21 protein-coding genes, 3 tRNA genes, 1 other RNA gene and 1 other annotated feature are annotated in these 23,415 nt (G+C 46.4%); of the genes, 15 read left to right on the forward strand and 10 right to left on the reverse strand.

Annotation, left to right across the window (positions count from 1 at the left end; translation table 11 throughout):
- The first annotated feature begins 315 nt into the window (after positions 1–315).
- On the forward strand, positions 316–1,779 hold the full coding sequence (guaB, locus tag KNP00_RS13520; protein ID WP_215146133.1) for an IMP dehydrogenase: 1,464 nt from the start codon (positions 316–318) through the stop codon (positions 1,777–1,779).
- A gap of 41 nt (positions 1,780–1,820) precedes the next feature.
- On the opposite strand, the gene KNP00_RS13525 is transcribed toward guaB, so the two are convergent.
- The 3 genes from KNP00_RS13525 to pdxR all read right to left on the reverse strand — a co-directional run bounded on the left by KNP00_RS13525 (position 1,821) and on the right by pdxR (position 7,402).
- On the reverse strand, positions 1,821–5,243 hold the full coding sequence (locus KNP00_RS13525; RefSeq protein ID WP_215146135.1) for an alpha-amylase family glycosyl hydrolase: 3,423 nt from the start codon (positions 5,241–5,243) through the stop codon (positions 1,821–1,823).
- Positions 5,244–5,381: 138 nt separating this feature from the next.
- Positions 5,382–6,002, reverse strand: a complete 621-nt coding sequence (locus KNP00_RS13530) for a class A sortase (protein WP_215146137.1) — start codon at positions 6,000–6,002, stop codon at positions 5,382–5,384.
- The gene (gene pdxR / locus KNP00_RS13535; protein ID WP_215146139.1) at positions 6,002–7,402 is read right to left on the reverse strand and encodes a MocR-like pyridoxine biosynthesis transcription factor PdxR; all 1,401 of its coding nucleotides are present in this window, start codon (positions 7,400–7,402) and stop codon (positions 6,002–6,004) included. The genes KNP00_RS13530 and pdxR overlap by 1 nt, the downstream gene beginning before the upstream one ends.
- A gap of 287 nt (positions 7,403–7,689) precedes the next feature.
- Here pdxR and pdxS point away from each other — a divergent pair, with 287 nt between their 5' ends.
- The 7 genes from pdxS (at position 7,690) to KNP00_RS13570 (ending at position 12,528) form a co-directional block, all read left to right on the forward strand.
- Positions 7,690–8,580 (forward strand): pyridoxal 5'-phosphate synthase lyase subunit PdxS, encoded by an 891-nt coding sequence (gene pdxS / locus KNP00_RS13540; protein WP_215146141.1) that lies wholly within the window; start codon positions 7,690–7,692, stop codon positions 8,578–8,580.
- Between the two features lies 1 nt (position 8,581).
- Positions 8,582–9,160 (forward strand): pyridoxal 5'-phosphate synthase glutaminase subunit PdxT, encoded by a 579-nt coding sequence (pdxT, locus tag KNP00_RS13545; RefSeq protein ID WP_215146143.1) that lies wholly within the window; start codon positions 8,582–8,584, stop codon positions 9,158–9,160.
- Positions 9,161–9,245: 85 nt separating this feature from the next.
- Entirely contained in the window at positions 9,246–10,493 is a 1,248-nt protein-coding gene (locus KNP00_RS13550) for a D-alanyl-D-alanine carboxypeptidase family protein (protein ID WP_215146145.1), read from the forward strand.
- Positions 10,494–10,511: 18 nt separating this feature from the next.
- Positions 10,512–10,721: a binding site (T-box leader), on the forward strand.
- Positions 10,722–10,771: 50 nt separating this feature from the next.
- Positions 10,772–12,055: a serine--tRNA ligase gene (gene serS / locus KNP00_RS13555; protein ID WP_215146147.1), complete on the forward strand. Its 1,284-nt coding sequence runs from the start codon at positions 10,772–10,774 to the stop codon at positions 12,053–12,055.
- Between the two features lie 138 nt (positions 12,056–12,193).
- Positions 12,194–12,284, forward strand: a tRNA-Ser gene (locus KNP00_RS13560).
- Positions 12,285–12,318: 34 nt separating this feature from the next.
- A tRNA-Ser gene (locus KNP00_RS13565) sits at positions 12,319–12,409 on the forward strand.
- A 29-nt stretch (positions 12,410–12,438) separates the two neighbouring features.
- Positions 12,439–12,528, forward strand: a tRNA-Ser gene (locus KNP00_RS13570).
- A 143-nt stretch (positions 12,529–12,671) separates the two neighbouring features.
- Here the strand turns inward: KNP00_RS13570 and KNP00_RS13575 are convergent.
- The 5 genes from KNP00_RS13575 to KNP00_RS13595 all read right to left on the reverse strand — a co-directional run bounded on the left by KNP00_RS13575 (position 12,672) and on the right by KNP00_RS13595 (position 16,681).
- Entirely contained in the window at positions 12,672–13,562 is an 891-nt protein-coding gene (locus tag KNP00_RS13575; protein WP_215146150.1) for a metal ABC transporter permease, read from the reverse strand.
- On the reverse strand, positions 13,559–14,428 hold the full coding sequence (locus tag KNP00_RS13580) for a metal ABC transporter permease (protein ID WP_215146152.1): 870 nt from the start codon (positions 14,426–14,428) through the stop codon (positions 13,559–13,561). Before KNP00_RS13580 ends, KNP00_RS13575 begins: the two co-directional genes overlap by 4 nt.
- A gap of 4 nt (positions 14,429–14,432) precedes the next feature.
- Positions 14,433–15,185 carry a metal ABC transporter ATP-binding protein gene (locus KNP00_RS13585; RefSeq protein WP_215146154.1) on the reverse strand — a complete coding sequence of 251 codons (753 nt, stop codon included), beginning with the start codon at positions 15,183–15,185 and terminating at the stop codon, positions 14,433–14,435.
- A gap of 18 nt (positions 15,186–15,203) precedes the next feature.
- Positions 15,204–16,124: a metal ABC transporter solute-binding protein, Zn/Mn family gene (locus KNP00_RS13590; RefSeq protein ID WP_215146156.1), complete on the reverse strand. Its 921-nt coding sequence runs from the start codon at positions 16,122–16,124 to the stop codon at positions 15,204–15,206.
- 212 nt (positions 16,125–16,336) lie between these two features.
- Positions 16,337–16,681 carry a hypothetical protein gene (locus tag KNP00_RS13595; protein WP_215146158.1) on the reverse strand — a complete coding sequence of 115 codons (345 nt, stop codon included), beginning with the start codon at positions 16,679–16,681 and terminating at the stop codon, positions 16,337–16,339.
- Positions 16,682–17,348: 667 nt separating this feature from the next.
- Between KNP00_RS13595 and KNP00_RS13600 the strand changes: the two genes are divergently transcribed.
- On the forward strand, positions 17,349–17,669 hold the full coding sequence (locus KNP00_RS13600) for a hypothetical protein (RefSeq protein ID WP_215146160.1): 321 nt from the start codon (positions 17,349–17,351) through the stop codon (positions 17,667–17,669).
- Between the two features lie 50 nt (positions 17,670–17,719).
- Here KNP00_RS13600 and KNP00_RS13605 read toward each other — a convergent pair whose 3' ends face one another.
- Entirely contained in the window at positions 17,720–18,391 is a 672-nt protein-coding gene (locus KNP00_RS13605; RefSeq protein ID WP_240542900.1) for a deoxynucleoside kinase, read from the reverse strand.
- Positions 18,388–19,023, reverse strand: a complete 636-nt coding sequence (locus tag KNP00_RS13610; RefSeq protein WP_215146162.1) for a deoxynucleoside kinase — start codon at positions 19,021–19,023, stop codon at positions 18,388–18,390. Before KNP00_RS13610 ends, KNP00_RS13605 begins: the two co-directional genes overlap by 4 nt.
- 121 nt (positions 19,024–19,144) lie before the next feature.
- Between KNP00_RS13610 and tadA the strand changes: the two genes are divergently transcribed.
- From tadA to KNP00_RS13640, 6 genes are all read left to right on the forward strand, one after another.
- Positions 19,145–19,645 carry a tRNA adenosine(34) deaminase TadA gene (gene tadA / locus KNP00_RS13615; RefSeq protein WP_215146164.1) on the forward strand — a complete coding sequence of 167 codons (501 nt, stop codon included), beginning with the start codon at positions 19,145–19,147 and terminating at the stop codon, positions 19,643–19,645.
- A 53-nt stretch (positions 19,646–19,698) separates the two neighbouring features.
- An RNA gene (gene ffs, locus KNP00_RS13620) (signal recognition particle sRNA large type) lies at positions 19,699–19,966 on the forward strand.
- A gap of 94 nt (positions 19,967–20,060) precedes the next feature.
- On the forward strand, positions 20,061–21,737 hold the full coding sequence (gene dnaX, locus KNP00_RS13625) for a DNA polymerase III subunit gamma/tau (RefSeq protein WP_215146166.1): 1,677 nt from the start codon (positions 20,061–20,063) through the stop codon (positions 21,735–21,737).
- A 14-nt stretch (positions 21,738–21,751) separates the two neighbouring features.
- Positions 21,752–22,069 carry a YbaB/EbfC family nucleoid-associated protein gene (locus tag KNP00_RS13630; protein WP_215146168.1) on the forward strand — a complete coding sequence of 106 codons (318 nt, stop codon included), beginning with the start codon at positions 21,752–21,754 and terminating at the stop codon, positions 22,067–22,069.
- Between the two features lie 22 nt (positions 22,070–22,091).
- On the forward strand, positions 22,092–22,691 hold the full coding sequence (gene recR, locus KNP00_RS13635) for a recombination mediator RecR (RefSeq protein WP_215146175.1): 600 nt from the start codon (positions 22,092–22,094) through the stop codon (positions 22,689–22,691).
- Positions 22,688–22,912 (forward strand): YaaL family protein, encoded by a 225-nt coding sequence (locus KNP00_RS13640; protein ID WP_215146177.1) that lies wholly within the window; start codon positions 22,688–22,690, stop codon positions 22,910–22,912. Before recR ends, KNP00_RS13640 begins: the two co-directional genes overlap by 4 nt.
- Positions 22,913–23,415: the final 503 nt, after the last annotated feature.

Here is a 23,415-nt window from a genome sequence, read left to right on the forward strand (position 1 = left end):
AGTTAAGCGTCTCAGCGCCGAAAGTAGTTGGGGGATCTCCCCCTGTGAGGATAGGACGTTGCCAGGCAACGAGAGAGGACGACCGAGCAGATCGCTCGGTCGTCTTTTTCATGTTCCAGCTGAAATATAATTCCAAAATGCCTTCATTTTTTATGAAATTCCGAACAATCGTCGCTATCTTCAATGGAATGAACACAATTCTGAACTTTCTGAACATCAGGAATTGAATTGCACTTTTACGTTATACCTGTTACCATTACAGAAATATTTCGAAACAAAGATTTAGGTAGAACGAGAAAGGGGCCATCAATTTTTATGTGGGAAAATAAGTTTGCAAAAGAAGGTTTAACATTTGATGATGTATTACTCGTACCGAGGTTTTCAAATGTATTACCGCGTGACGTCGATTTAAGCACGAAGCTTTGCGAAGGACTCGAATTGAATGTTCCAATCATCAGTGCCGGGATGGACACCGTGACAGAAGCCCCGATGGCGATTTCTATGGCCCGTCAAGGCGGGTTAGGTGTCATTCACAAAAACATGTCGATGGAAATGCAAGCTGAGCACGTCGATCGTGTCAAACGTTCAGAAAATGGTGTCATCACAAATCCGTTCTATTTAACTCCAGACCACCAAGTATATGATGCTGAATACTTGATGAGTAAGTATCGCATCTCGGGTGTACCAATCGTTAACTCAGAAGCGGAGCGCAAACTGATTGGTATCTTGACGAATCGTGACCTTCGCTTCATTAAAGATTATTCTACCGTCATCAAAGATGTCATGACGACAGAAAACCTCGTAACAGCAAAAGTTGGTACGTCACTTGAAGAGGCGGAACGTATCCTTCATAAGCATCGGATCGAGAAGCTTCCACTTGTCGATGAGACGGGTGTCTTAAAAGGTCTTATTACAACAAAGGACATCGAGAAAGTTGAACAGTTCCCGAATGCAGCAAAAGACAAGCAAGGTCGTCTTCTCGTTGCAGCAGCAATCGGTGTCACAAAAGATGCGGTGTCACGCGCTCAAGTATTGGTTGAAGCGGGTGTGGATGCATTGGTCATCGATACGGCACACGGACATTCCGCCGGTGTTCTTGAAAAAGTTCGAGAGATCCGTGACATGTTCCCATCACTCCCGATCATCGCTGGAAACGTGGCGACTGCCGAAGCGACCCGGGCATTGATTGAAGCTGGGGCATCCGTTGTCAAGGTGGGGATTGGACCTGGTTCAATTTGCACGACTCGTGTCGTCGCAGGTGTCGGCGTTCCGCAAATCACAGCTGTCTATGACTGTGTGATGGAAGCGAAGGAGCATGGTGTCTCCATCATCGCCGATGGTGGAATCAAATATTCAGGTGATATCGTGAAAGCGATTGCCGCAGGAGCGAACGCGGTCATGCTCGGAAGCTTGCTTGCAGGTGTGAAAGAGAGCCCGGGTGAGATGGAAATCTACCAAGGTCGTCAGTTCAAAACGTACCGTGGTATGGGGTCGGAAGCCTCGATGAAACGCGGGAGCCAAGACCGTTACTTCCAGGAAGCGGACAAGAAGTTCGTACCAGAGGGAATCGAAGGTCGCGTCGCATATCGTGGTGAGCTCGCTGACACGGTCTATCAACTGATTGGGGGACTTCGCTCAGGAATGGGCTATTGCGGCGCTGCCGATATCCGTGCCCTCCGTGAAGACACACAATTCATTCGAATGACGGGTGCTGGACTGCAAGAGAGTCATCCGCACGATGTCAACATCACAAAAGAAGCACCAAACTATTCACGTTAATGAAATAACCGCCATCCTGTTCATTCAGGATGGCGGTTATTTTATTTGCCTTTCTGGACTAAAATTACGGTGCCTCCCTGGTCTTTTGCAGGTAGAGAGACGGTAATCTTCCCATCTTTTTGGACGGTGTACTTTTTGCCACTATAACGGTCGACCAATACGGTCTTCGCTTTGAACGATGTGTTAAACGAAACGGTTTGAGCTTTCTCTTTCGTGTTTAAGCCAACGAGAAGCGACTGTTTTCCGTATACCCGTTCAAAGATTGAATAACCGGATTCAGCATTCGCGCTGATGGATGAACGTGTTCCTTTACTGAAAACATGTGAATAGTCGGCACGGATATTTAAAAGTTTTTGGTAGTGCGTGTGCATCGCTTTTCCTTCACCTTTCACGCGAGACCAATCAAAGTCATAACGATTTTCATTGAACTCACCCTTATCCATATCACCCGCATGTTTGCCGGATTGACCGACCTCTTCACCATAATAGATGACAGGTTGTCCCTTCGCAGTAATTTGAAGCGCTGCGGCGACCATATGCTTCCCTAAATCTCCATCCGCACGTGAGACGAGGAATCCATCTTCGTCATGACTACTCAAGAATTGTCCTAATGTCGCCTCGTTTGACAGCTGTGTATTTCGATACTGGAGTGCACGCTCCACATCTGCAATGTTCCCATTCACGAATTGCTCAGCTTGGTATTTAAAGTCGAAATCGAGCAAGGAGTCCATTTGTCCACTGCTTAAATAGCCACCTGTATTGTTGATACTGGCACCATAATGCTCACCGATGAGTTTGAAGTCCGGTTTGATTGTCGTCAATTCATTTTTAAAGGATTTCCATGTCGTTGAATCCACATGTTTGACCGTATCGACACGGAAGTAGTCGATCGTGTTTCCTTTTTTCGTTTTCGAACGTTTGATCCAATCGGTCTGCCACTTGACGAGTTGCTCTCGGACGGCGGCCTCTTCCGTTTTAAAGTCAGGAAGACCTGATAACGACATCTTGAAATCATCCCCGTCCACCGGGTTTTCCCGAATCATGCCATCGAATACTTGTCGTTCTTCATTTGATGGGAAATTGGTGACGAGTGAACTTGCATTTTGCTCCATTCCATATCCAGGGTGATTCAGAACGACATCAACCATGATTTTGATGCCACGCTTATGCGCCTCATCAATCAGTTTGTGGAAGGCGGCCATGTCACCGAGATGTTCATCGAGTTTTTCGAAGTTCTTCGCCCAGTATCCGTGATATCCATATTGAGAACCGTCTTTTCCATAGCGTAAGTCCCAATCAATGTTATCTACAATCGGTGTAATCCAGATTGTATTGATGCCAAGGTCATCTAGATATCCGAGTTTTTTCGTAATGCCTGCGAAGTCACCGCCGTGATATGACTCAGGGTGATCTTGGTCATAAAATTCACGGTTCGGGTTGTCATTGGACAAATCCCCATTATGAAAACGGTCAGTAAGCATGAAGTAGATACGGGCTTCATCCCAATCAAACGCCTTCTTTTCTTTCATCGATGTCGGAACGACGCGAATCGTCGTCTTTGAGCGATGGACATTTCCATATTGGTCGATGGCAGTCACATGGAGTGTCTTTTTACCTGGTTTGATTGTGTCCTTTACCGCAATCGTTTGAGCATTCAATTCGTTGTCGATGTGTAGTTTAGCTGGTCCGCCGAGAGGGCTCGCATCGATGTAGAGCTCACGAAGCTTGACACCTTTCGGTAAGGACGGGTTGACCCGAACGACCGCATTCTCGCGTGAACTGATTGCTTTTGAACTGACCGAAGATGTAAGCTTGATGGTCGGTTGACGATATTCGATTTGCGACTCTTCGAAGTACGGGTCCTTCACTTCGATTGTTTCACCGTCTCTTGTGACGAGATACGTGTAGTCATGAATCCCTTCAGGCAGACGGATCGTGTGTCGGAACAATTCGTTGTCTGACTCGTACGTCATAGGATACGTTTCACCGTTGATCTTGAGTAAAACCTGATCGATTTCGTTCATGTTTCCTGATTCATAGAGCGCTATGTCGCGATAGAAGAAACTGATTCCGTCCGTACCGTACACCGGCCCGTCGATTGTCGGGACTTGATGGAAGGTCCCTTTACCACTTTCGACATTTACTTTCGTGATGCGATCTTCCCCAAGCGTGACGTATCTGTCTTCTCCATAAGCGTCTTTCACAGCCCAATCTGTACCTTTTCGAATGACAAATCCAACTTTGGTAGCGCTTTGCCCGACCGGGATCCGGAAGATGGCGCCATCCTCTGTGATGCGATACGGATCAACTTGTCCGTCTTTTTTGCCAGTACTCCAAGTCCACAAGTTCCAATCCGTATAGTCATGGTCGGCCCGTACATATTTCATTTCGACATAACGTGTCGCTTCCCATGGGTCAGCGAGCTTTGCTGACGTCTTGAACGTAGTTGTCAGTGCAGGGAGTACCGTGTTCGAGATTGTTCCATTTACAGCACCTGCTGGAATAGTAGCTGTATACGAGGTATTGAGGGCGAGTGTCTCTTTCGGCTTGAGGGTCACCGTCGTGCCGTTTATCGTCACGTCGACAGGAACTCGCGTCTCTCCTTGTTGAAGGGTGACCGCTTCAGCATCGAGACGGATTGGTTCATTGAACGTCCATGTGATTGGGGCAGATACATCGATATCGGTTGCTGAAGAAGCCGGGGTCACGGAAGCGACTTCAAGCTGGTCGATTGTCTCCACCCCGCGCAACGTGTACGGAGCACTATAAACTGATTGTGTAGATGGGGTAGCGGCGACGTTCCAACTATCGGATATTTGATTGGCTGCATTGCTTGGGATCGTATCAAACGCTCCATGTTCACCGGCGTTGTTCCCGCTCAATACAGTCAAGGCACGGACTCGGTCTCCGTTATTTAGCCCGAGTAGTGAGAGGGGGACCTTTCCTTCAAACCCTTTCGTCCGATCGACTGCGAAGGCGGCTCCGTTCAATTGGTCCAATTGTAAGAGTGGCGTCTCCTGTCCGGCTTCATAGAGGGCGGCTTCTTTTACGTTCTCGTCGCCATCAACACGAACGAGAATATGATACTTCGGTGCTTTGTCCACCCCTTTAAAATTGAATGGGTATCCGAGTGGATTTGAAGAAACACCAGAGTCTTCATCGTTCACTTGAAGCGCGATATTAATGTATTGTCCGTGATCACCCCAGTTTGGGACGTTATTCGCATCCACATAAAAATATAGGTGACGAGCGTCATTTTTTATGTATAGGTCGCCGATATCAAAACCTTCCCAACCCGTGGCCGGAGAAGTTGCAAGGGGGGAAACGGAGGCCCAGTCTGTTCTCGCACCATCGATTGTCATAGACGTCGGTTCGGCCAGTGCGTTCATCGGAACACCGGCTTGGACGAGCAATGCACCGGATAGTAAGAGTGTTGAAGCCTGACGAGCAGTTTTTTTCTTCATAAGACACCTCTTCCTGTCAATTAGATTTGCACAGTTTTGTGCAAACGCTTTCAAAAATAGTTTATCGAAACTTGAAAGCGCTAACAATATGTTTTTGAAAAAATAATAACCGTTCCTCCTATTTTTAGGGAGGGACGGTCATGAGGAAGTGGTGACGAGCTCTCCCTTTACAATGAGGCGCTCCGTCGTATCAAACGTACAAGTGATTAATGTAATGGTAGCGATCGACGTATCGTCTAGCACGTCCACTCGCTCAGGAGAGACGGTTTCAAGGGAAGTGACAACGTATTCATATGTACGCGTATCATCTTGAAGATAAATCATCGCTCCGATTTCGATTTCATGGAGCGGACCGAATAGGGCGGTTTCATGTTGCAAATAGTGACCGGCGAGCGCATAGTTCCCTTTTCCCATTTTTTGATCGGGATGCATCGTTCCAGCGCCCACCGCTAGACTCTCATCATCCAATCCTTTTATAATCGGAAGTTTCAATGAAACATCTGGAATTGAAATGACACCGATTGTTGGCAAATGATGAAATCGATTGCGCGCTTGTAAGACGTCTTTCAATGAAAGTGGTGCGACGGCCGTAAAATCATAACTTGGGTCAAACGCATTCTCTTCCTGTAATTCCATGTTCTCAATCACATATTCACTCGTCGCATCGGCGATGGCATCTTTCCAGATGGAACTTGTCAAAAAAAAGATTCCGCTACCGATCAAACAGATTCCGATTACCCATCGAAGCCAGCGGCTCATCATGTCCCTCCTTTCGAAACTTTCCATGCATACATCAATTGATCGATTACATCCGGTAAGCTTGATTCGGACAAATGCGCAAACCCGAATAGAAATTGTTTGTGTTCGTCGGGATGTATGATGCGGTAATCGCTCATCGATTTGATGGCGATTCCAGAAGATTCTGCAGACTGCTTCAGCTCTTGTTCTGTCCGGTCGGTGGCGAGCGTCAGTACGACGTGTAATCCGGCACTCGCTCCGGTCACGGTGACGGTCGGTTCAAAAGGTCGGAAAGCGGAGAGGACAATCTCTAATTTACGACGATATATTTTCCGCATGCGGTTTAGATGCTTCTCGAAATCGCCGCTCGACATAAATAAAGCCAATGTATGTTGCTCGAAACGAGGGACACTACATGTGAAATAATGATGCCGCTCTCGGTAACGGTTCAATAGAGGTGTTGGTAAAACCATATAACCGATTCGTAAGGATGGCATGAGCGATTTTGAGAACGTACTGATATAGATGACTCGTTCGTTCGGGTCCATGCTTTGAAGAGACGGGATCGGTTTGCCGCTATAGCGGAACTCACTGTCGTAATCATCTTCAATGATATATGTCTGATGAACGAGCGCCCAGTTTAACAACCGTTGCCTTCGACTGACAGACAGGACGGTCCCTGTCGGAAATTGATGAGCAGGCGTGACGTATAGCGCATCGATCGCATGACGCTCGAGCTCCTTCACACAAACCCCGCTATCATCTACTGGGATCGGGATGGATCTGCGTCCTTGTTGCTCGAACAACAAGCGCGTGAGTGGATAGCCGGGGTCTTCAATCCCAAAGATTGATGAATCAGGTAATAAACCGAGTAGTTGTGGCAACAGCTGTTCTGTTCCTGACCCGACGATAATCTGTTCGGGTGAGCATTGTACGCCTCGTGAGTGATAGAGATAGGTGGCGATTTCCTGACGTAATTCAAGATCTCCTTGAACAGAGCCTAACGCGAGCAATTCATGGTGCACCCCATCGACGACATGCTTGACATGTCGCTTCCATCGTTCAAACGGGAAGGCGGTCGTATCGATTTGACTCGGTGATACATCATACGTATACGCCTTTTTAGGTGGGGCTTCGATGATCGTACTATTTGAACGACGGACGTATAGCTCTTCTTGTGGTAACACATAAAACCCTTTCCGGGGAATGGATTCGATGTATCCTTCGGCGAGTAATTGGGCGTATGCGTACTCGACTGTCGTCTGCGATACGTCTAAAAATTGAGAGAGCTTGCGCTTTGAAGGTAATTTTGTACCTGTCTTTAACGTGTCATCGACAATGGCATCCCGAATGTGCTTATACAGTTGTTCATAAAGCGGGATGGATGACTCTTGATCAAGCGAAAATGTGAGCATGTCCATAGTATGACGTTCCTTTCTTTACGAACCGAAAAAGAAGTACAGCATAAAGCCAAGGATGATGACGAAAGAAACAATCCCGGGCGTACCGAACGAGGCACGATGGCCCCCATCGGACGAATCGCGATTTAACATGTGTATTCCCCCTTTATACTTCAACAGGTTCGTGATTGATAAAATGGAGTCCTCTATTTGAACTGACCACTTTAAAAAATAAGAAACTGACACTTTTAATATAGTCAATTCAGCTTATACTAGCAAGTAGAACATGATTTAACGGAGGGATTTCAATGGAAAAGAGACAAGTAGGAACAGATAAAGTCAAACGTGGAATGGCAGAAATGCAGAAAGGCGGCGTCATCATGGACGTCATCAATGCAGAGCAGGCGAAAATCGCTGAAGCTGCCGGTGCAGTGGCTGTCATGGCACTTGAACGCGTACCATCGGACATCCGTAAAATGGGTGGCGTCGCTCGTATGGCCGATCCGACGATTGTTGAAGAGGTCATGGGAGCAGTGTCAGTTCCTGTTATGGCAAAATGCCGCATTGGACACATCGCTGAGGCGCGTGTGCTCGAGTCGATGGGTGTCGATTTCATTGATGAGAGTGAAGTGCTGACTCCAGCGGACGAAGAGTTCCACTTATACAAGCGTGACTACACGGCACCGTTCGTATGTGGTGCGCGGGATTTAGGGGAAGCGTCACGTCGCATCGGTGAAGGGGCAGCGATGATTCGTACAAAAGGGGAACCAGGAACAGGGAACATCGTTGAAGCGGTTCGTCATATGCGTACGGTACAAGCGCAAGTGAAGCGTCTCTTGTCGATGAGTGTGGATGAAGTCATGACCGAGGCACGCGACCTTGGCGCACCATTTGAAGTATTGATGCAAATCCGTGAAGCGGGCCGTCTCCCAGTCGTCAACTTCGCAGCAGGTGGAATCGCGACACCAGCGGACGCGGCATTGATGATGCATCTCGGGGCAGACGGGGTATTCGTCGGGTCTGGGATCTTCAAAGCAGAGAATCCGGAGAAATTTGCACGTGCCATCGTGGAAGCGACGACATACCATGACGACTATGAGCGAATCGCAAACTTGTCAAAAGGATTGGGCGAAGCGATGAAAGGACTCGATGTCCGCACGCTCAAAGACGAAGAACTCATGGCACCACGAGGCTGGTAAGATGGTGACGATTGGCGTATTAGGGATGCAAGGTGCGATTCGCGAGCATGTTCGCATGCTCGAAGCACTCGGCACCCAAACCGTAGTAGTCCGCTCGGTAGAAGATTTGCAATCAATCGATGGGCTCGTGTTACCAGGTGGAGAAAGTACCGCGATGAGGCGGCTGCTCGACCGTTATGGTCTCCTTGAACCACTTCGGGACATGGAGACGCTGCCGATGTTCGGGACGTGTGCCGGTATGATTCTTCTCGCGAACGAAGTGGAAGGATACGAGGCCCACTTAAGGAAAATCCCGATGACGGTGAAGCGCAATGCGTTCGGACGTCAGGTCGACAGTTTTGAAGTCGATCTTCCGGTCAAAGGAATCGATGAGCCGGTCGAAGCAGTCTTCATCCGTGCTCCTCAAGTGGCGCGGGTCGAACCGGAAGTGGATGTGCTCGCTGAAGTCGAGGAAGCGATTGTGGCGGTCCGTTACAATCAGTACCTCGCGTGTTCCTTCCACCCGGAATTGACGGATGACCTCTCATTACATCGCTATTTTATCGAGATGGTCAAAGAGAATCTGGCTCAGTACGCATAAGTTTGGGGGACCTCATAAAAAGGAGGTCCTTCAGACTTATTTTTTGTTACACTGAAAAAAGAAACGTACAGAAAGGGGAAACGCTGTGAGGGTCCGTTACTTCATGATATTGCTCACCTTTGTATTCGTCGTGCAGGCGATTTTGCCTTCACCTGCCTCTGCAGCCACACCGAGCGTGGATGCGGCTGGCGCGATGCTTGTCGACGTGACGACAGGACAAGTCTTATTTGCCAAACAAGAGGATGCGATGCTTCAGCCGGCTTCAATCACGAAACTAATGACGGCGTTTTTGACGCGTGAGGCGATTGAGGCAGGAAAACTTAGTTGGAAACAAGAAATCACACCGAGCGATGCCGCTTTGGCGTTGACGAGAAAACCGGGATTGGCACGAATCCCGTTATTAAATAAGCCGTACACTGTCAAAGCACTATATGATGCCGCATTGATTCGGTCGGCGAACGAAGCGGCCGTGACGCTCGCAGAAGCGGTATCTGGTTCCGAGGAGGCGTTCGTCCGAGAAATGAATCGTCGGGCAGATGAACTAGAGATGACTCAAACGACGTTTGCGAACGCCTCTGGTCTCGATTCTGTGTCAGCCGGTCTGCCGGGAGAGAATTTGACGTCCGCTAAGGACTTGATGAAGCTGGCCATCGCGTATTTGACGACATATCCGGAAGTACTTGACGTAACGAAACGATCGTACGTGGATGTCGATGGTGTCCGGTTTGAGGCGACGAATCGAATGCTCGCTGACCGTGACCTCGCTTATCCGGGGATGCTCGGCTTTAAGACAGGGACGACGAACGAGGCCGGTTACTGTTTTGTTGGCGTCTCCACACAGGATGGGCGAACGGTTCTTTCCATCGTTCTTGGTGCGCCATCGGATGATGGACGGTACACTGCGACGAAAGCGTTGCATGACTATGCGTATACGGATTTTGTCATGACCCCGATCTTAAGGATGGGTGAAGTGATCCCCAAAACAGCAACGGTCTCACAAGGCGAGACAGAACAAGTAGCGATCCGGACGACGAATGACTTTGAAGTGCTGGTCGAAAAGGGCAAGCCAGTTCCGGAGCCAAAATATGAGTTGCTCGACCTCGAGGCTCCAATTCAGGCTGACGCACAAGCCGGAATGGTCACCATCGACCCTTCGGAACATGTTCGTTATTTGGAAGGGGAGACACCTCCCAAGATGACACTCGTCACGGCCGAGTCGGTCGATACCGCTTCGTTCTTGACGCGAATGACGCGAGCCTTTTTAGATTTTCTTGACCAAATCCGACTCGCACTTGGAAAAATCAGTCTTGTCGAACAAGTGGAGATGTTGTAAAGTAAAATTAATTCAATGACAGATGTGATGATGAGAATAAGTACGTTACGTACGTCTACTGACAGAGAGCTAGTGGTTGGTGCAAACTAGTGGGATGGCGTAACCGAATCGACCTCGGAGCATTGACTTGGAAACAAGTCACGTCTGGCACACGTTACGTGCATCGAGTGGCTCAAGTATTTGAGCAACGAGGGTGGCAACGCGGATCCAAGGTGGTTCGTCCCTTTCCTACGGGAAAGGGACGTGCCACCTTTTTATATGAATAAGGAGGAATAGCAATGTTAGACATTAAACGTTTACGACAGGATTTTGAAGAGATCAAAGAAAAACTGGCTCACCGTGGAGAAGATTTGAGTGCGCTCGACCGCTTCCCACAGTTAGAAGAAAAGCGCCGTGACTTGATTAACGAGGTCGAGGTGAAGAAAGCGAAGCGTAATGAAGCGACGAAACAAATCGCTGAATTGAAGCGGAACAAACAAGACGCTGAAGGTCCGATTTTAGAGACGCGCCGTCTCGGTGATGAGATCAAACTGCTTGATGAAGACTTACGAGAAGTGGAGGCAGAGCTCAACTTGATCTTGCTCAGCATTCCAAATATTCCACACGAATCAACACCAATCGGCGAGACAGAGGACGACAACGTGACGGTTCGTGAAATCGGGACGAAGCCGGATTTTGATTTCGAGCCGAAGCAACATTGGGACGTGATGGAAGACCTTCAAATCGTCGATGTCGAACGAGCTGGAAAAGTAACGGGGAGCCGTTTCGTCTTCTATAAAGGACTAGGCGCCCGCTTAGAACGTGCTCTCATCAACTATATGATGGACCTTCATTCAGATGAGCACGGATATTCCGAAGTATTACCACCTTATATGGTCAACCGCGATGCGATGACGGGGACAGGTCAACTTCCTAAGTTCGAAGAGGACGCATTTAAAGTAGCGGACACGAACTACTTCCTCGTTCCGACAGCTGAAGTGCCGGTTACAAACATGCACCGTGACGAGATCATCCCGGATACACAACTGCCAATCACGTATACGGCATATAGCGCCAACTTCCGTTCTGAAGCCGGGTCTGCGGGACGTGACACACGTGGTTTGATCCGTCAGCACCAATTCAATAAAGTCGAACTCGTCCGCTTCGTGAGACCGGAAGAGTCTTATGAACAATTGGAGTTATTGACAGGGCATGCCGAGGAAGTATTGAAGCGTCTCGGTCTTCCGTATCAAGTACTCAGCATGTGTACGGCGGATCTCGGATTTACTGCCGCAAAGAAATACGATATTGAAGTATGGATGCCGGCACAAGGAATGTATCGTGAAATCTCGTCTTGCTCAAACTTTGAAGATTTCCAAGCGCGTCGTGCGGGAATTCGTTTCCGTCGTGATGCCAATGCGAAACCTGAGTTCGTGCATACGTTGAACGGTTCGGGTCTAGCGGTCGGACGGACGGTCGCAGCGATCTTAGAAAACTATCAACAAGAGGATGGTTCGGTCGTGATTCCGGAAGTGCTTCGTCCTTACATGGGCGGGAAAGAAAAGATTGAAATGCCGAACTAAACAGTGGAGCGGCCTCGATTTTGGGGCTGCTTAATTTTTTTAATGTTTTTTTACAAAAGGGTTTGACATCTGTCTCTTCAGTTGGTACTATAAATCATGTCGAGCGACACTGTTGCTCACGAATTGTATATGAGCTTTGGAGGTGTACCCAAGTGGTTTAAGGGAACGGTCTTGAAAACCGTCAGGGGTGTAACAGCCTGCGTGGGTTCGAATCCCACCACCTCCTCCATTTCTTTTTGGAGGCTCACACAATTTTATATTTTGGAGGTGTACCCAAGTGGTTTAAGGGAACGGTCTTGAAAACCGTCAGGGGTGTAACAGCCTGCGTGGGTTCGAATCCCACCACCTCCTCCATTTCTTTTTTTTTACACTTTTTTAAGCCTGGAGTTGTACCCAAGTCCGGCTGAAGGGGACGGACTCGAAATCCGTTAGGAGTCGCAAGGCTCGCGTGGGTTCGAATCCCACCAACTCCGCTTTCAATCGGGCATCTGCAGAGGCAGATGCATTTTTTGTATCCACAGTCATAGCGCTGTGGATTTTTTAATTTCAAAAAAACCTTCCTCATCGAAAGGCTTGTCCGCTCTTTCAATGAGGAAGGTTTCTACATTCTCATCTTTCATGGATGATTGACCGACTCTTTCAATACTTTTCGATTCCACCATTTTGTAACAACACCTTGTCTTGGACTGAAGAGGAACGCGAGCGCGAACAAGATGCCACAAGAAGTGGCCATCGCCCCTGCGATCGAAACGTCCAACCAGACACCTAACCCATAACCCATTACGGCAGCGAGTGCCCCGAGACATGCACTGAGTATAATCATGAATCCAAAGCGGTCAGTCAATAAATAGGCGGTTGCACCCGGTACGATTAGCATCGCTACGACGAGTATGGCACCTACGCTGTCGAATGAAGCGACCGTTGAAAAGGAAACGAGACTCATTAATAAATAGTGGAGAAATACAATAGGAATCCCCATACTAGCGGCAAGTTTCGGGTCAAACGTACTAACTTTTAATTCTTTATAGAACAATAAAATCGTGACGATATTTAACAGCAATACTCCGCCCAAAAGCCATACTGCCTTTGGACCGAGGTTGATTCCACCTAAAGACCAGGTGTTCCATGGGACATACGAAATCTGTCCCATCAACGCATGTTGTACATCTAGGTGGACGCCATCTCCGACAAAACTAAGAAGTACGACACCTAACGCAAACAAAGAAGTAAAGACGACGCCGATTGCGGCTCCGGACTGGACACCGCTCGAGTCGAGCCATTGGACGAGAAATGCTGTAAGTAATCCAATCAAGCCCGCACCGATCAACATCGGAAGACCATTTAAACTTTGCGTCACAAAAAAGGCGAGGACGATTCCTAATAATACAGTATGACTGATCGCATCTGCGATCATTGCCATTTTTCGTAAGACGAGTAGTGCCCCAATCATTCCACACGTTACCCCGACGAGAATACCGGTCAACAAAATCCATCCAGCGTATGTCATGCGTGGCGCACCCCCTTCACAATGATTCCTTTCTTAAATCCAAACAGGAGTGAAATGAAAAAGATGCAGGAAGCGGTGAGCACGATCAGTGGACCGGTCGGAAGACCTTCGCCCATCGTACTCAGTGCAGTGCCGACGACTCCTGAAATTGCACCGATACTTCCGGAAATCAGTCCCATCCATTCAAGGCGGTCTGTCCAATATCGGGCTGCGAGTGGCGGCGTAATCAAGAGCGCCGCCATTAAAATGACCCCAACCATTTGAATCCCGATGACGACCATCATGATGACGAGCATCATCATGATTGCGTTCAATCCCTTGACCGGAAGACCGATTCCTTTTGCGAATTGAGGGTCGAACGTTGCCACTTTAAACTCTTTGAAGAAGAGGGTCGTGAATAAAATAATGAACAACGAGCCGATAGCAATCATGTAGACATCATTTCGAACCATCGATGCCGCTTGTCCGAAAATGAAATCATCGAGTCCGGCCTGATTCCCACCACTGTGGCGTGTGATATACGTGAGAAGCACGATCCCGAAACCGAAAAACACACTTAATACGACCCCGATCGACGCATCTGTTTTTAATTTTGAATGGGTGACGATTGCTTGAATCAAATAGGTTGCGAGTAGCCCGCTTAAAGCGGCGCCAATTAAAAAGAGGGGGGTAGACTTGACGCCGTAAATCAAATAAGCGATGCATATGCCTGGAAGGGCGGCATGTGCCATCGCATCACTGATTAAACTTTGTTTCTTCAATAAGACAAAGCTACCGATCACACCGCTAGCGAAACCGAGCAACAATGACCCCGTGAGTACCCATCTGGCATTTGGATTTTGTAGTAAATCAAACCATACGTCCATCACGTCACACCCCGATTTCTTGAAGTGAGGCGTTTTGGGAGAGAAGGGCTAACTTCCCACCATATGTTGCTTCGAGATTTTCGAGCGAGAATGATTCAGCGGTCGGGCCGAATGCGACGGGTGTCTTGTTTAATAATAAACAATAGTCGAAATACGATCGGACAGTCTGGAGGTCATGGTGGACAACGAGGACGGTTCGTCCTTCTTCTTTCCATTCTTTCAACAATTCTATGATTGTTTTTTCTGTGGCAGCGTCGACACCGGCAAACGGTTCATCCATAAAATAGATAGATGCGTCTTGAGCGATTGCCCGGGCGAGGAAAACGCGTTGTTGCTGCCCCCCGGACAATTGACTGATTTGTCGGTCAGCATACTCTTCCATCCCGACTTTAGCCAAACATTCCATGGCGAATGCTTTGTCCTTCTTTTTCACACGTTTGAACATTCCGATGTGACCATAACGTCCCATCAACACGACATCGAGTGCGTTTGTCGGGAAATCCCAATCGACTTCGCTTCGTTGAGGAACATAGCCGATTCGTTTTCGTTGTTCTTTGAGAGGTTGACCGTAAACGGTAACGTCTCCAGACAATTTTGGAATCAGTTGAAGAATTGCCTTGATCAATGTTGATTTCCCTGCGCCGTTCGGGCCGATGATTCCTGTCAACGACCCTTGCGGTACATGAAAACTCACATGCTCAAGTGCAGGTTGTTTATCATAAGTGACATGAATGTCTGCGACTTCTAAAGCGTTCATGTGAGTTGCCTCCCATCATTATTTTAGTGAATTCACGATTGTATCGATGTTATGTCGGAACATCCCGATGTATGTTCCTTCTGCTGTCCCTTCTTCTCCCATGGCATCAGAGTACAGTTCCCCACCGATCTTTACGTCATGTCCTTTTTCAGCGGCCCCTTCAATGACCGCGTTGATTGACTTTTCTGACACGCTACTCTCTACAAATACCGCTTTCACGTTTCGTTCAATCAGCGTGTTAATAATTCGTTCAATGTCATTTAATCCATATTCTGATTCTGTACTGATTCCCTGGAGACCGAGTACTTCCATATCATACGCTTCACCGAAGTAGTTGAATGCATCATGTGCAGTCACAAGGACCCGGCTTTCGCTTGGGATGTCAGCAAGCTTTTCAGTCGCATAGGCATCGAGTTCCATTAACTCTTCTTTATAGGCATCAGCATTACTTTCATACGTCGATTCATTTTCAGGGTCAGCCTCGATTAAACCTGCTGTGACCTGGTCGACAGCCGACATCCATAACTCGACATCAAACCAAACGTGCGGGTCGTATAGGGTTGAGTCCTCTACGTCGCTTAATAGTTTGTCCTCAGGAATGCTTTCAGCGACCGCAACTGTCGGTTTTTGCTCATTCATCTTTTCGAAGATTTCAATCATTTGACCTTCTAAGTGATGTCCGTTGTAGAAAATGACCTCTGCTTGGTCCATTGCTTCCATATCACTTGAAACCGGCTCATATAAATGAGGGTCTGTCCCTGGTCCCATCAACGTTTTCACTTCAACGTACTCACCGCCGACTTCTTGGATGACGTCACCGATTTGAGCGATTGTCGCTACTGCTTGAATTTTTTCATCGTCTTCACTTACAGAGTTTCCTGTTTGGCATCCCGCAAGGAGGAGAGTAGGGATGGCAAGAAACATGGCAATCTTTTTCATATACAAAACCCCTTTTTATTTAATCGTGAGACCGGAAAACGAATTAAGGTATTATGTAAATTGCATAAAGCCTAAAAATATTACCACAACTCAAAAAGTTTCCCTTAGGCAAAATATATACCTTAGGTAAAGAAAATGCAAGCGTGAACATTCGATCACATAAAAAACGAACCAGTACACGCATGTCGTCGTGAACTGGTTCGTCATTTAGATTACAAATCCTTATATCGCTTTGGGCAGGTTTTGCAACTATTTTTTAAGTCTCCATCTTGTTCCAAATATTTTAAACAGCAATGCTTACGAATGAGAATCTCTTGGTCATCCACTTGAACGGTTTGAAAATCAAACTCGATATAAGTGGGGGGTGATTGGGTGAATCCTTGTAATAGAGCTTGATGATTGTGTGTAAAGGTGAACTTTTTCTCTAAATAGCGCGCGCGTTGTAAAAGGTTATGACTCATCAATGAAAGAAGGTGTGTTTTTTTAGTTCTCAATTTCACGGAGATTAAATCCATGAAAGGCGAAATGTGCTTCTCGAGCAACTGGTCATGAATCATATTAAACACCTCTTGGTCATCTAAGTCATGAATGTCAGTCACGCATGTAGGCTTGATATAAAAAGCGATGTGTCCCTCGTCATTTATGTGTAGGTGTACATTCTCTGGAGAACAATCAATCCATTCATGTCTCAGCAATAGATAGTCATACACTGCCATCAAAAGAACGGAATATTGTTTGGCCAAACTCAATCCATAAACCGTTTTGTTCGAGTGGGTCGTGTCATTTAGAACAATGTGAATCTTTTCTTCAAATAATGTCGGTTCACTCAACCATTTTGAAATCGTATGACATGACGTTGAAGGGCGTTTTTCAGTTAAGTGGACATGATATTTTTTTAGTACGATTCGAGCGTATATCTTTGCGAACAAGCTGTTGTTGAACATAAAAGCTCCTTTAAATTTTTAATTGATATTGACGTTATGTAAAAAGTGAAATAAACTTTTAATTGATAATGATTCTCAAAAGAAGAAAGGGGCCTTTATGAAAACTCGTGAGTTAACGTTAATCGCAATCATGATTTCTCTATGCGGAATGAGCATGATGATTTTCCCATATATCGTACCATTTTTATTTATTGTTATGTCTCTGACATTCACAAAAAAACAATCTGTTCTCATTGGGGTTGTATTAGGTTTTTTGTCTTTTATCATTTATGGAAAAATAATGGCTTTGACAAGTATCGTGCTATTGCCGTTGGTTGCGATTTTGACGATTTGGGGCCGTGATCGCTTATTGGTGGATGACATTTCATCTAGGCAAATCACGTTGTTCTCTCTGTATGTCTTTTTCACTCAATTGCTCGTAAATGTGTTAAGTGAAGTTGCGACGAGCATCTTCTTTTCATTCGGGCTCCAATATGTACTTTTATCATTACCGCTCTCCATCGGGCTGTCAGTGATTGCGGCCGTTCTTGTACGACTGTTTGCTGTCCCGGTGTGGAAAGTCACATCTCGCTTATACTTAAATTATGCAACACCATCGTGAAATGAACGAACTCAAAAAACCACGGACGCTATTATGCATCCGTGGTTTTTTTATCTGACTTTCGCTTCTCGCGCGACCGTCAGTTGTTTTTCGATTTTTTCGAGGATGAGTTCGACTGAATCAGGGTCGTTGATCAAGTCATAATCTTCGATTGAGAGGCGTAATACAGGGCATAGGTTGAAGTTGTTGATCCACTCTGTATAGCGTTCATACATTTCTTCCCAATAGGCGATTGGAGTCTGTTGCTCCATCTCGCGTCCGCGCATTTGGATTCGCTCGAGCACTTGTTCGAACGATCCTTCTAAATAAATCAATAAGTCCGGATGCGGGAAGAATGGCGTCAGTACCATCGCTTCGAACAAACTAGAATACGTCTCGTAATCTGTCGGTGACATCGTTCCTTTTTCATAATGCATCTTTGCGAAGATGCCTGTATCTTCATAAATTGAACGATCTTGAATGAAACCTCCACCATATTGGAAAATCTTCTTCTGTTCTTTGAAACGCTCTGCTAGGAAGTAAATTTGAAGGTGGAAACTCCAGCGTTCGAAATCGTGATAGAATTTATCGAGGTAAGGGTTCGTGTCTACTTTTTCAAGAGACGTTCGGAAGTTCAATGCATCGGCTAACGAGTTGGTGATCGTCGATTTTCCGATTCCAACCATTCCACCGATTGTAATGATTGTATCGTTCGGGATATTATATTTATCAATCAGCTTCATTTTGTTTGGGCTCCTTTAGTTAATTCAAGTTCGCGTTCAATCGTTTTCAAGACGTGTGTCAAATCGTCTGGATTGTGTACAAAGTCGAGCTCATCCCCGCTAAACGAGAGGATTTTCACTTCTGGATGGGTCGCGCGATACGATTCTACGAACGTCTCATAGTCGTGAGCGAGTTGTTCAAGATAATCACGAGACATATTTTCTTCTACTTCACGTCCGCGCAAAGCAACTCGTTTCATGAGTGTTTCGATGCTGGCATGTAAGTAAATGACGACATCAGGTTTCGGCATATCATGTGTCAAAATCTTATAAATTTGCTCGTATTTATTTAAATGTGCCGGTTTCAGTGAACGGTGAGCAAAAATCAAGTTTTTGAAAATATGATAGTCCGAAACGACAGATTGCTGTTGACTCAAGTGGTGTTTGTGAATATCATCCAACTGCTTGAATCGGTTGCATAAGAAGAACATTTCCGTTTGGAAGCTCCATTCTTCGATATCTTCATAAAACTTGCCGAGAAATGGGTTTTCTTCTACAATTTCATTCAGCATCTGCATCGAGAAATGCTGACTGATGATATGGGCCAGTGATGTTTTCCCGACACCAATCGGTCCTTCTACCGTTATAAACATATGATGTCATCCTCCATTATCCAAAGTGCAAGTTCCATTCTAGCACACAATCCGAATGATATGGCGAGGGATTTGATTTTCATTTTTTTTCATCATTTCAAGTAAGAAAAGAGGTGAATCGATGGAACGTGATGAACGATTTATGCAATTGGCCATCGAAGAAGCAAAGAAAGCAGAAGCCATCGGAGAGGTACCGATCGGCTGTGTAATTGTAAAAGGGGATCAAGTGATTGCGACCGGGCATAACCGTCGTGAGACGGATCTCTTAGCTGCAGCACACGCAGAGATGGTTGCGATTGAAGCGGCGAATGAGGCACTCGGGAATTGGCGATTAGATGGTTGTGAGTTATACGTTACCCTCGAACCATGCCCGATGTGTTCGGGAGCCATCGTATTATCCCGAATCAAGCGTGTCATCTTCGGGGCCTATGACCCAAAAGGTGGGTGCTGTGGTACGTTGATGAATTTAGTACAGGATGAACGATTCAATCATCAAGCTGAAGTGACGGGAAATGTTTTAGCAGAAGAATGTGGTCAACTTCTCACAAATTTCTTCCGGACGCTTCGAGAGAGGAAAAAACAAGAACGACTCGATCAGAGAGGTTGCAACCCAATCGATTAAACAGTATAATGTAATAGCACTCGAGATAGTGCATAACTTCATTTACCCATTTGCCGTGCTAGGTGGGGAGGTAGCGGTGCCCTGTCACTCGCAATCCGCTATAGCGAGACTGAATCCCGATTCGAGGGAGCGCGCTGGTGTGGTCTGCCTTATGTAAGTGGCGTTGACGTCTGAGTCCTGCGCAACGGTCACCCATGAACCAGGTCAGGTCCGGAAGGAAGCAGCCTTAAGTGGTGACGTACCGTGTGCCGCAGGGGTGCTTGGGCTGAGCAAACTGCATGAGTAACGCATGTTGGCGTGCTTTCAGAAATCGGTGCGCGGCAGATTTATTTTATAACTTCAATCTATGGCCCCAGGGCTGTAGATTTTTTTGTATGATGAGATAGAGAAGATAAGTAAGAAAGGAGGCGAACTCATGGCGTATCAAGCGTTATACCGGGTATACAGACCCCAGTCATTTCAAGAGGTTGTCGGTCAAGTCCATATTACACGCACGATTCAAAACGCTTTATTAGAGGAGCGGATGTCACATGCGTATCTGTTTTCAGGTCCGCGCGGGACGGGAAAGACGAGTTTGGCGAAAATCATCGCCAAGGCCATCAACTGTGAAAGTGCGCCGACACGCGAACCGTGTAATACTTGTCCGACATGTATCGCTATCACGGAAGGGACGAGTCCAGACGTGTTTGAAATCGATGCGGCGTCAAATAACGGCGTGGACGAGATTCGAGAAATTCGGGACAAGGTCAAATATCCACCGTCCCAAGGGCGTTACAAAGTATATATCATTGATGAAGTACACATGTTGTCGACCGGTGCGTTCAATGCACTGTTGAAGACGCTTGAAGAACCACCCGCACATGCGATATTCATTTTGGCGACGACGGAGCCACATAAAATTCCGGCAACGATCATTTCTCGCTGTCAGCGATTCGATGTGAAACGACATGAAGTGAGTCAATTGCAAACACGTATGGCATATATTTTGAATGATCAAAACCATGATTATGATCCGGAAGCATTGAAGTTAATCGCACGTGCTGCCGATGGCGGGATGCGCGATGCGCTCAGCTTACTTGATCAGGCGCTCGCTTTTAGTGATGGGCGTTTGACGGAAGAAGCGGTTTTAGAAGTGACGGGTGCCGTGACGGATGAAACACTGCTTGATATGGCGTATGGTCTACAACGGAAAGAATTGAATGCTATCTTGAGTACGCTTGAAGTCATGCTTCGTGAAGGGAAAGACTTGAAGCGTTTCATCGAGGACTTGGTGTTCGTCCATCGAGATGCATTACTATTGAAGGCATCCCCGCAAGCATCCGACTTATTAGAGCGTGCTCGTCCGACCGAGGAGTTTCGACAGTTTGTCGAAGCGACTTCAACAGACGAACTGTTTCAAGTGATTGAGGAGCTCAATGATTGTCAGCAACAGATGAGGTTATCGAACCATCCGAAAGTGTTGGTCGAATTAACTTTCATCCGCATTGCGGAACAAGGACGGACGATTAGCGAACAAATGACGCAATTGCAAGATCAAGTGCGTGAGTTGAGTCGAGAATTAACTGAAGTGAAGAAAAACGGAGTTGCCGTGACGAGTGGAGAAGTGGAAAAGCCTAAGCCTACTCCGAAGCGGACTCAAATCCGAGTACCAAAAGAACGAATTCGCCAACTCTTGCAACGAGCTGAACGCCAACATTTGAATGCGATTCGTGATAGCTGGGGAGACATCATGACGAATATCCGGATACAAGACGGTCCGATTTTCGCTCTCTTCTATGAAAGTGAGGCTGTCCTTTGTGCAAGTGACACCTTACTGGTACAATTTAAAGATGGAATGACATGGCACTATGAACAAGTGAGTTCAAATGGTCGTACGCGTGATGTGATCGAACAGGCACTATTCGAAGTGACGGGGATTCGTCGTGAAATCATGGCAGTGCTTGAAACAGACTGGAATGAATTAAAAAATGAGTTCATCCTTCAAAAACAAGCAGAGCGAACAGAGCGAGTCGAGGAACCGGAAACGGAAGATCCGCTGGTCGCACAGGCGATGGAACGTTTTGGTGATGTCGTTGAAATCGAAGAAACTTAAGGGAGGCGCTCTGAATGCGTGGAATGGGAAACATGAATAACATGATGAAACAAATGCAGAAGATGCAAAAAGACATGGCGAAAGCTCAAGAAGAATTGAAAAATTTATCTGTGGAAGGTACTGCTGGAGGCGGTATGGTGAAAGTTGTCGTCAGCGGTCATAAAGAAGTGTTGGATGTCGTGATTGCTGAAGATGTCATCGACCCAGACGACGTAGATATGTTGCAAGATCTCGTATTGGCAGCAATTAATGATGCGATGAAACAAGCCGATCAGCTTGTGAACGATAAGATGGGACGTTTCACACAAGGGATGAACCTCCCAGGCTTTTAAGTAAAGAAAGGATCGATGCGAGTTGCAATACCCTGAAGCCATTGGACGATTGATTGAGAGTTTTACGAAATTACCTGGAATCGGCCCGAAAACCGCGGTGCGTTTAGCGTTTCATGTATTAGATATGGAAGAAGAGGATGTGTTAACATTCGCGAAGTCTCTCGTCAGTGCGAAACGCGACATAAAATACTGTACGGTGTGCGGGCATATTACAGACGTTGATCCATGTGCAATCTGTAAAGATTCACACCGTGACGAGACGGTAGTTTGTGTGGTTCAGGACTCAAGAGACGTGATTGCCATGGAAAAGATGAGGGAGTATAGAGGGAAGTATCATGTACTCCATGGAGCCATTAGTCCAATGGAAGGGATTGGTCCAGAGGATATTAACGTTTCGAGCTTGCTGACACGATTACAGGAGAACGAGGCAATTCAAGAAGTGATTTTAGCAACCAACCCGAATATTGAAGGTGAAGCGACTTCGATGTATTTGTCGAGACTACTAAAACCAACGGGGATTCGCGTAACGCGTCTTGCCCATGGTTTACCAGTCGGTGGTGATTTGGAGTATGCCGATGAAGTGACGCTCTCTCGGGCGATGGAAGGTAGAAGAGAGCTATGAAATGGTTCCGTAAGTCGTTAAGGGATGATTACGATCAACGACTACTAACTGAATTGTTAGATGCGAAAGCCAAGTTTGAATCGAAACGACGGATGCTCGATGTCAGTATCGAGGACACGGGAGAACTGGCTGCTCAAGTAAAACAAGCGGAAGCACTTTACTTCTTCTATTTGAAAGAAGCAAAGAAGCGGAACGTTTCGTTATCGTCTCTCCGTTCTTAAGGCGACGCCAATGGCTCGCCTTTTTCTCTTTCAAAATTAGGTGAGAATAATCTCGCTTCTATACGTTATGGTTGAAATCACTTGAAAGTTTAGAATACAAGGCAAACAGATGTTAAAGAGAGGGGGGCGTTTTCCTCGAACCAGCTTTCACGGGTTGCGTGAGTGTACATATGTCTGTGGCGCCCAAACTTAGGTGAAGGTAGTTTGATTTCAATCGTATATAATGAAGAGAAAAAAATATATAGTTTGAGCGGATACGGAAATTATATATTTATTTAATCTTTTTTATAAAAAGGGTTGTGTAATTAAAATTTTACTGATATATTAATAGACGTCGCCGAGATAAGCGGTGAAGAAATTAAAAATATTTTTAAAAAGTAGTTGACCTTTTGTCATCTACTTGATAAGATATTTAAGTCGCCAAGAGCGGCAGACGAACTTTGAAAACTGAACGATGAGGCAAAAATAAGTTTTACAATTTTTGAATGAAGCGCAAGCTTCGT

Source organism: Exiguobacterium qingdaonense (assembly GCF_018617855.1).
Classification (GTDB): domain Bacteria; phylum Bacillota; class Bacilli; order Exiguobacteriales; family Exiguobacteriaceae; genus Exiguobacterium; species Exiguobacterium qingdaonense.

Excerpts from the sequence above, each read along its gene's own strand:
- KNP00_RS13530 (WP_215146137.1), bottom strand. The coding sequence starts at position 6,002 with ATGAGCCGCTGGCTTCGATGGGTAATCGGAATCTGTTTGATCGGTAGC.
- pdxS (WP_215146141.1), top strand. The coding sequence starts at position 7,690 with ATGGAAAAGAGACAAGTAGGAACAGATAAAGTCAAACGTGGAATGGCA.
- KNP00_RS13595 (WP_215146158.1), bottom strand. The coding sequence starts at position 16,681 with ATGATTCATGACCAGTTGCTCGAGAAGCACATTTCGCCTTTCATGGAT.
- serS (WP_215146147.1), top strand. The coding sequence starts at position 10,772 with ATGTTAGACATTAAACGTTTACGACAGGATTTTGAAGAGATCAAAGAA.
- guaB (WP_215146133.1), top strand. The coding sequence starts at position 316 with ATGTGGGAAAATAAGTTTGCAAAAGAAGGTTTAACATTTGATGATGTA.
- KNP00_RS13610 (WP_215146162.1), bottom strand. The coding sequence starts at position 19,023 with ATGTTTATAACGGTAGAAGGACCGATTGGTGTCGGGAAAACATCACTG.
- KNP00_RS13600 (WP_215146160.1), top strand. The coding sequence starts at position 17,349 with ATGGCTTTGACAAGTATCGTGCTATTGCCGTTGGTTGCGATTTTGACG.
- KNP00_RS13525 (WP_215146135.1), bottom strand. The coding sequence starts at position 5,243 with ATGAAGAAAAAAACTGCTCGTCAGGCTTCAACACTCTTACTATCCGGT.
- KNP00_RS13580 (WP_215146152.1), bottom strand. The coding sequence starts at position 14,428 with ATGGACGTATGGTTTGATTTACTACAAAATCCAAATGCCAGATGGGTA.
- tadA (WP_215146164.1), top strand. The coding sequence starts at position 19,145 with ATGGAACGTGATGAACGATTTATGCAATTGGCCATCGAAGAAGCAAAG.
- pdxT (WP_215146143.1), top strand. The coding sequence starts at position 8,582 with ATGGTGACGATTGGCGTATTAGGGATGCAAGGTGCGATTCGCGAGCAT.
- KNP00_RS13640 (WP_215146177.1), top strand. The coding sequence starts at position 22,688 with ATGAAATGGTTCCGTAAGTCGTTAAGGGATGATTACGATCAACGACTA.
- KNP00_RS13585 (WP_215146154.1), bottom strand. The coding sequence starts at position 15,185 with ATGAACGCTTTAGAAGTCGCAGACATTCATGTCACTTATGATAAACAA.
- KNP00_RS13630 (WP_215146168.1), top strand. The coding sequence starts at position 21,752 with ATGCGTGGAATGGGAAACATGAATAACATGATGAAACAAATGCAGAAG.
- pdxR (WP_215146139.1), bottom strand. The coding sequence starts at position 7,402 with ATGGACATGCTCACATTTTCGCTTGATCAAGAGTCATCCATCCCGCTT.
- dnaX (WP_215146166.1), top strand. The coding sequence starts at position 20,061 with ATGGCGTATCAAGCGTTATACCGGGTATACAGACCCCAGTCATTTCAA.
- KNP00_RS13605 (WP_240542900.1), bottom strand. The coding sequence starts at position 18,391 with ATGAAGCTGATTGATAAATATAATATCCCGAACGATACAATCATTACA.
- KNP00_RS13575 (WP_215146150.1), bottom strand. The coding sequence starts at position 13,562 with ATGACATACGCTGGATGGATTTTGTTGACCGGTATTCTCGTCGGGGTA.
- KNP00_RS13590 (WP_215146156.1), bottom strand. The coding sequence starts at position 16,124 with ATGAAAAAGATTGCCATGTTTCTTGCCATCCCTACTCTCCTCCTTGCG.